Source organism: Buttiauxella warmboldiae, from assembly GCF_003818135.1.
GTDB classification, from domain to species: domain Bacteria; phylum Pseudomonadota; class Gammaproteobacteria; order Enterobacterales; family Enterobacteriaceae; genus Buttiauxella; species Buttiauxella warmboldiae.
Window position 1 is genome coordinate 1 of the sequence record NZ_RPOH01000088.1, and the last position, 7896, is coordinate 7896.

General features: G+C 51.2%; 7 protein-coding genes and 1 pseudogene. 4 read left to right on the forward strand and 4 right to left on the reverse strand.

All coding sequences use genetic code 11. The features are described 5' to 3' along the window. The first annotated feature begins 105 nt into the window (after positions 1-105). Positions 106-1722: an STY4199 family HEPN domain-containing protein gene (locus EHN07_RS18250; protein WP_124025448.1), complete on the forward strand. Its 1617-nt coding sequence runs from the start codon at positions 106-108 to the stop codon at positions 1720-1722. 69 nt (positions 1723-1791) lie between these two features. Here EHN07_RS18250 and EHN07_RS18255 read toward each other — a convergent pair whose 3' ends face one another. From EHN07_RS18255 to EHN07_RS18270, 4 genes are all read right to left on the reverse strand, one after another. Beyond that, positions 1792-3171 carry a carbohydrate porin gene (locus EHN07_RS18255; RefSeq protein ID WP_124025449.1) on the reverse strand — a complete coding sequence of 460 codons (1380 nt, stop codon included), beginning with the start codon at positions 3169-3171 and terminating at the stop codon, positions 1792-1794. Positions 3172-3351: 180 nt separating this feature from the next. After that, positions 3352-3654, reverse strand: coding sequence for a PTS lactose/cellobiose transporter subunit IIA (locus EHN07_RS18260; protein ID WP_124025454.1), 303 nt, complete (start codon positions 3652-3654; stop codon positions 3352-3354). A 31-nt stretch (positions 3655-3685) separates the two neighbouring features. Further along, entirely contained in the window at positions 3686-5011 is a 1326-nt protein-coding gene (locus EHN07_RS18265) for a PTS sugar transporter subunit IIC (protein ID WP_124025450.1), read from the reverse strand. 12 nt (positions 5012-5023) lie between these two features. After that, positions 5024-5338, reverse strand: coding sequence for a PTS sugar transporter subunit IIB (locus tag EHN07_RS18270; protein ID WP_124025451.1), 315 nt, complete (start codon positions 5336-5338; stop codon positions 5024-5026). A 231-nt stretch (positions 5339-5569) separates the two neighbouring features. Between EHN07_RS18270 and EHN07_RS18275 the strand changes: the two are divergent. The 3 genes and pseudogenes from EHN07_RS18275 to EHN07_RS18285 form a co-directional block, all read left to right on the forward strand. Continuing rightward, positions 5570-5722: pseudogene (locus EHN07_RS18275) on the forward strand (LacI family DNA-binding transcriptional regulator); the annotation flags it as partial. Between the two features lie 634 nt (positions 5723-6356). Continuing rightward, on the forward strand, positions 6357-6965 hold the full coding sequence (locus tag EHN07_RS18280; protein WP_124025452.1) for a fimbrial protein: 609 nt from the start codon (positions 6357-6359) through the stop codon (positions 6963-6965). Positions 6966-7084: 119 nt separating this feature from the next. Then, complete coding sequence (locus EHN07_RS18285; protein ID WP_124025453.1) at positions 7085-7756, forward strand: fimbrial biogenesis chaperone; 672 nt, start codon at positions 7085-7087, stop codon at positions 7754-7756. Positions 7757-7896 lie beyond the last annotated feature (140 nt).

Here is a 7896-nt window from a genome sequence, read left to right on the forward strand (position 1 = left end):
TTTTATTGATGGCCCATGTTTGTTTTGCGGAAGTCATGGGGTTTGTCATCAGTCTGAATTGCGTCTTGTACCCGAATGCGGGCTTCTTATTGGAAAGGGACAATCATGGCCAGCGCTACCCAATTGCCGATGCGGGAAAAGTTCGAGACTTGCCTGAAAGTGATTCGCCAGGCCTCATTGCAAATCCTGCCGCTGCTCACCATTAAAGTCCGCGAAGGCAAAGATCCGCAATGGTTTTTCCAACAGCTTGAGCAGGCACGGCAGGTGCTGGGAAGCTGGATGGCGGTGGCAAAACGTTTAAATCTTAATGATGCAGAAACCTCCCATTTCACACTATTGCTGCGCCACCTCCAGCAGCTGGTGCCGCAGTATGAAAGCGGCCAGGAAGTCAGCCACAATCAGTTAATTGCCGCCTTGCGTTTTGTGAGTTATCTCGAACATGTGCGGGCCAGGCAGCCGCTATTGAGTTACTCAACGGTCGTGGAAAGTAACGATACGGCCGGGCAGCAAAAAGCGTTACGCCAGATGCGGGCGCTGGAATGGATGCTTAAAACCCTGGTGAATCAAAGTTATGCCAGCCAGCCGCAGCTGGTGCATAAGCTGAAAATGCAGTTTGGCGCCGACCGCGTGCGCCGCTGGCTGAAAAATGGCGAACGTGGCGATGTGCTCAGCGGAATGCGTTTTAGCGAGCTGGCGCTGATGGTGGTCGATAAAAAAGAGTACGCCAACCATTACGCCGGGCTATTCCAGCACGTTTCACAGCTGAGCCTGCTTATCGATCAGCGCAAAACGCTGCAAACTTTTCTCGACGATGTGCGTGAAATTCGCAACGATCTCATTGCACAGCAGAAACTCACTTCGGTACAGCTTGCCCTGCTGGACAGTTACTACCAGCAAAGCAGCGCGCCCGTTCAGCGAGCCTTTGATGAAGGGCGAACCAGGGTCAACCCGGCGGTGCTTCTGGTGGTGGATGAGGCGCAGTTGCAGAGCTGGCTTGCGCTGGAGCAGAAAAAATATCAGGCCACCGGGCGCGACAGTGAAGAGGTGTGTGATGCCATTGAACGAGCGGGTTTACGCAACACCAAAGGCCGGCAGGACGCCAGTGAGACGCTAATGATGGTGATGTGGTGCGTGGTCGGAGTGGCGGTGATGGGCGCGGCTATTTTGGGTATGTATTTACTGAGTGATATCACCAATAAACCCGCCGTGCTGAAAAGGGAGCCCGCGAAACTTTCGATCGTTGATTCGCTCCCGCAAACGGAAAGCGCGCGTGAAAAGCTGGCTAATATCGGCATCGCCTGGGAGGAGGGGAATCTACGTTCGGCGATAGCGCGGGGAGATGCCACCGTGGTGCGGCTGTTTATGCAGGGCGGCATGAACTGGAAAGTTTATTTCACCGAGTCCGCGCTGGTGGGGGATTACCGCGATGCGCTCAATACCTTATTACAATACCGCTCGCAGATGGATGAAACGCGCCCGTGCCGACGCATGATCGGAACCCTCAGCCAGGCGATGAATGACGGCCAGAATCTGACTGCGCTGCGTAAAAAATTCCTGGTCACTTTTTGCCGTACGCCAGCAGCTATTAAACGCCAGCAAGAGGAGCTGGAGCGAGCAAAACTGCGCCTGAGCGCTCAACAGCAGCGTAAAAACGAGCCGCCGGAAAGCGGCGTAAAACGCGCCGTGGAAATACAGCAGGCCATTTATGATGCGCTGCGGTGAGGAAAACCCCACCGCGCTATGCGTGTTATATCCCGAATAATTTAAGCCACGTTAAGGCGGCAGGGGAGATTACCACCAGGCTTCCCACATTGCGCCGACGTTGAATGAATCAAGCTGGGTATTCTCTACGCCCGCGACACGAGTAGTATGGTTGTTTTCAACCTGGCCACCGGTCATGTAGAAGCGCAGCATTGGGCGGAATTCCGGCCCCATCGCGATGGAAATGTTCTGCGAAAGGGTCAGTTTCCAGCCTTTGTTATCGCCGTCGTTTTCATAATCTACGCGCTGATAACCCGCTTCAAGCCAGGTTGAATGCACGTCGTTCCAGAAATACATCGGGCGAACAATCGCGCCATAGTTGCGGCGATTGTCGGCTTTTTGTATGTCATTATTGTAGTCGTGGAAGGCGAGAAGGTATTCCACCTGCGCCTGCTGAGTGAACTTATAGTTCCCCTCGAAGCTGGCGTACACGGTGTGCAGGCCATTGGTTTTGTTATAAACGCTGTTATCGGAGTGGTCAGAATAGCGGGTGATGATTTTATTCACGCCGTTGTCTCCGGCATGGCTTAACACCACGGCGGCCTGCCAGGCTTTGGCGCGTTCATCGCTGTCGATGGCTTTAGAATCAAAACCGTAGTTGGCATACAGCTCGAAATCAATCGGGCCAAATTTAATGCCGTGCAGTTTTGAAGTTGCCGCATAGTTCCCTTTGTCGCCGGTACCGGAGCCGCCGGTACAAGAGAGGCGCGATGGGTTGCTGCCGTCCTCAATCATCTGCGGATCGCACTGCTCAACCGACGCCACGGTTGCCAGGTCCAGCTGTGCGAAGCCGAGGTCAAAGTTTTTCACCCCCGCGCCTTGCCCGTCGTGGCTCATCCAGAAGTAGTCGTTAATGCCCTGCTGCGGACGCTGGTGGAAGTCGCGGCCCGCCCAGAAATAAGCATTCGGCTGTGATTCAAACAGGTTAGTCACGCCGGCATAGGCTTTTTTCAGGTTAACTTCATCACCCCAGTGGTCGATCATTACCCCGACATCCCAAATCGCCCCGGCTTCGCTTTTAAAGGCTTTGGTGAGCTGGAACTCACCCCCGTTACCTTCGTTACCTAAACGGCCAATGGCGGAGGAGCCGTTATAAGAGCCGTCAACGCCGATATATTTTTGGTCACCCGCCTGGAAATGTGCGCCGTAACGGGCGTAACCGGTAAATTTAAGCCCGAGGGGAATGGAGAGGTCCGGCGTGGTGGGAACCTGTGGCGTCACCAGGGTATCGGTATTTTTAATTCGCGCGGCATCCATTTTGGCTTCACGATCGGCCAGCGCTTTATCAACGGCTTTAGCCACTATCCGATCGATCTGTTCCTGAGTCATGGGTTCTTGCGCGAATACAGAAATTGGGCCAAGCGCGGCGATGATCGCCATGGTTAATGGAAGCTGTTTAATTAATTTCATAATAATCTCAACTTAGTAATTTATTTTTCAGACGATAAATATCCTGCTCGCGGCTAATAGAAAAATCTCTTGCGCCAGAGCCTGGTTATCTTTTTATACTTTCATCGGATTGGGCTTAATTAAAATAGGTTAGCTAATAAGTTCTCCCTGCCAGAGGTTAAATAGTTTTTTACGTAATGCTTAACGTTGGTACAGGTGAATAATTTCGCTTGAAAGCTCACGCGCCAGCATCGACGTCATTAAATGGTCCTGAGCGTGCACCATAATTAGCGTCATGGGCTGTTTAGCTTCACCGGCGTCTTGTTCAATCAGTTTGGTCTGCATCTTATGGGCTTGACGCGCATAGCCATCCGCCTCCTGTAATAGCAGCCTGGCTTCTTCGATATTTCCCTGGCGTGCAGAGTGCAGTGCTTCAAAACACAGGCTGCGTGACTGACCGGCGTTCATAATAATTTCCATGACGGCTTCTTCTAATTCAATCATCATTTCTTCCAGAGTTATTCAGCGGTGATCATTAATTGCTGGTTGCCGTATTTGTCAGCGGTGCATGCGCTTCATTTTCTGCTGTAGCTTTGTGCAATGAACGCTCATAGGCACGCAGGAAGGGCAGATAAATTAAGGTGGACACGATCATACAAATCAGACACATCACCACCGGACTAAAGGCCCAGTTGGTTGCCCAGGCCGCGCCAATAGGTGCAGGTGTGGTCCACGGCGTCAGTGAAACTACCTGTGCCAGCCAGCCCAGTTTCGTTGCCGTATAAGCCAGCACCGCGTTAACCATCGGTACGAAAATAAACGGAATAAACAGCAGCGGGTTCATGATAATCGGCGCGCCGAACAGAATCGGTTCATTGATGTTAAAGAAACTCGGCACGATGCCTATTTTGCCGATGGTGCGTAAGTGGGTTACTTTGCTGCGCAACAGCAAGAAAGCTAATGGCAATGTGGAACCAACGCCGCCAATCAACAAATAGTGGTCCCAGAAACCCTGCAGATAAATGTGCGGTAACGCGGTGCCTGCGGCAAGCGCCGCCTGGTTTGCCGCAAGGTTGGTCATCCAGAACGGACTCATGATGCCGGTCACAATCAGCGAGCCGTGAATACCGGAGAACCAGAATATCTGGCACAGCAGCACTGAGAGTAAAATGGCAGGCAGCGAGTCTGATGCGGAGACCAGCGGCGCCAGCAGATGCATAATCGCCTGCGGCATGATCATGCCGGTTTGCGCTTCAATAAATAAATTCAGCGGGTGCAGCGTACCGATAACCACCACCACCGGGATCAGTATTTCAAAGGAGCGCGCGACGCCCGTCGGCACTTCCTTTGGCAGACGGATGGTGACTTTGCGCTCTTTTAGCCATGCATAAACACGCGTGGAGTAGATAGAGGTAATCAGCGCCGTGAAAATGCCCTGCCCGGAAAGGTACTGCGTGGAAATTTTGCCATCGGCATAGGGGGCTGCGACCAGTAAAAATGCCATAAATGCCAGCAGGCCGCACATCACCGGGTCGAGATTAAACTGCCGGCCCAGGCTGGCGCCAACCCCAACCGAGATAAAGAACGTCATTACCCCCATGCTCAGGTTGAAAGGCAGCATCAATTGTTCACGGTAAGTCTGTGAAAAATCCAGCCACGCGCGGGCAAAGCCGAGGGTGGTGTCGGCCGAGAACGGCGGGAAAATAAACACCAGCATAAAAGAGCCGATGATCATAAACGGCAGAGCAGCGGTAAAGCCGTCGCGAATGGCGATAACGTACTTTTGTTGCCCCAGACGGCCCGCCAGCGGCGTGATAGATTCCTCTATCACCTTCACCATTGATTGATATAGCGAACTCATATGCATACCCTTTTAGTGAGCCGCTGCGATAAGCGACAGAGCATAATCCAGCACTTTATCGCCACGCTGCATACCGTAGTCCATCATGTCGATAGGCTGAACGGGAATACCGTGTGGGGCGGTCTTTTCTGCGAGCGTACTTAACATATATTTCACCTGTGGGCCGAGCAGCACCACCTGGTAGCGCGGAAACTGCACATCAAATTCAGCGACGCCGTAGGCATCAATTTCCACCGCCATTCCCCGCTCCCGGGCGACGTCCAGCATTTTCCTTACCAGCAGGCTGGTAGACATTCCGGCGGAACAACACAGCATGATTTTGACCATTGACCTTCCTCCTCAAAATGTAAATAAAGTATTGCGGAAATGATTTGATACTTTATGGAAACCGTTTTCCATGTGAGGGGTACGGATCTGTGATACGTATCAATATCCATTGAATAAAGGCTTTGCTTATTGGATCGTCATCACGGAATAGCCCGCTCTGTTCAGGGTTTGGATACGGTATGGAAAATATGTTTCCATCGAAAAAGGCTAGTCACTACTGAAAACTGGCTGCCGGGTATGGTGACCATTCCTGCCATTGAGTCCTCCATGGATGCGATGGCGGCACGCATCGTGACGTGGCTTACACAGAACAGTAAAAGTGCTCTCGGGTCGAACGTGCTGGGTGGCGATTTGATTATTCCTGATATGGCAGGGCGAAAATAAATTGATGGCCCCGGTTTTTTATTGATGGATATATTGGTGTTGCGAAAAACATAAGGTTTGTCATCAGCCTGAGCTATATCCGCAAGGGTATATACCCGTCATACTTCAAGTTGCATGTGCGTTGGCTGCACTCACTCACCCCAGTCACTTACTAAAGTAAGCTCCTGGGGATTAATGAGAGACATCCTGTCTCTCACCGGAGGCCAGCCTCTGGCTGGACAAATTCGTTCCCGACGAATTTGTCGCTCCCTTGCCGCCTTCCTGCAACTCGAATTATTTAGGGTATAGCTTATTGTCAGTCTCTGTTCTGTTTGCGAAAAATACGCGCGAAAATTTATTTTTAAATAACTTAAATTAGCATCCTGAGGCATTTTAATTACAATGTTGCTGATGTTTTCCATGCGCTTAAGAATAAATGTGATCGATAACCCGGCGGTAGAATAATCAACGGCAGGTTACCGGCTATTTTATATTTTCTGCGAGCTGCATGAATGATTTGCTGCGTAGTAGTAGCCAGTGCGGAATGACCGTATGGCATCACCAATACTCAAATGGACTTCTGAATAGCTACACGGAAACACGCCCGGCATCTTTGCTAAATTTGTCTATTTAAATAAAAAGAGAAACGTTGCGTATGAAGAAGAACAGTATTCTGGCGTTAGCCGTATGTGGTCTGATGGCCGCAAGCGGTGCGGCACTGGCGGCAGGGCCGAACGATAATACCGATAACGGTATGAACACCAATGCGGGTACGGACGCAGGAACCCAGGGCACGGGCGGCGTGGTTCACTTCACCGGGAAAATCACCGATGCTTCCTGTAATGTCACCACCGATACCGCTGGCCAGAATGTCGATCTCGGAAGCTGGGCTGCCAGCTATTTTGCGACCCAAAAAGAGACTACCCGTACCCCGTTCCACATTTCAGTTGATGGTTGCCCGGATTCGGTTGCATCAATTGCGGTGTTATTTGACGGCACGAAAGACACGACGGATAACACCCTGCTGGGTCTGAATTCTGCGGCAGACAGCGACGGAAATACCGCGACCGGCGTTGCCGTTAAGCTGTATGAAAGCGACCGCAATACACAGATTAAAATCGGCAACGTCTCGAAGAAAGTCGATTTGGCCGCGGGTGAAGACTCAAAAACGCTGGATTTCTACGCCAACTACAATGCCATCACCGATACCGTGACCACCGGCGAAGCGGACGCGGATGCTAACTTCCTGATGGTCTATAACTAATCTCTTTCTGAAAATCAGACCGCTGGCGCAGCTTATATTTTTCGCAACACCAGCATAGGTCAGCAATCTCAAATAAGCAGGAGGCCACTTCTGCTTATTTATCTCCTGGCAGGACAATCATGATGAGAAAATTGACAACGGCGGCGCTGCTGCTTTCGGCTGTCATGAGCAATTATGTTCATGCTGGCGTGGTAATGGGCGGCACCCGGGTTATTTATCCGCAAGGTAAACGCGAAGTCTCCTTTTCTGTTACTAACATGGAAAAACAGACGCCCTATCTTATTCAGTCATGGATTGAGAATTTTGACAGCAAAAATACGCAGACGGCGCCTTTTGTGGTGACGCCACCGCTATTTCGCCTCGATCCGGAGCAAAAAAACGTTCTGCGTATTAGCTATATAGGCACCCCGCTTCCTGCCGACCGGGAATCTGTTTTCTGGCTCAACGTGAAGAATATTGCCCCGGCGCGTAAAGAGAACAGCAATAAATTACAGATTAACGTTAAGTCGAAATTTAAAATCTTTTTCCGCCCGCAAGGGCTGAAAGGTGAACCTGCGCTGGCCTATAAACAGCTCACTTTTAGCTGCGACGGGAACCGTCTGACGGCACATAACCCAACGCCTTATTTCATCTCTTTTTATCAGGTGAAAGTTGCGGCGTCTGCGATTAAAGAACCCGGCATGATTGCCCCATTCAGTGACCGGAGATGGAATACCGCCTGTGGAGGAGCCGTGAGCTGGCAGGCGATTAACGACTTTGGCGGCCTGACCCGAGTGGCAACCCAGTCGTGACTATCGATAACCGAAAACACTAAGGATCTTACCTCTCCAGAAAAGGCTATCTCTTAGTTACATCTTTTATGAGCGTTAGCAACACTGGTGCTAACGCGTTTCTCAGGCTTAACGCGACGCCCTTATTCCCGGCTTCAATC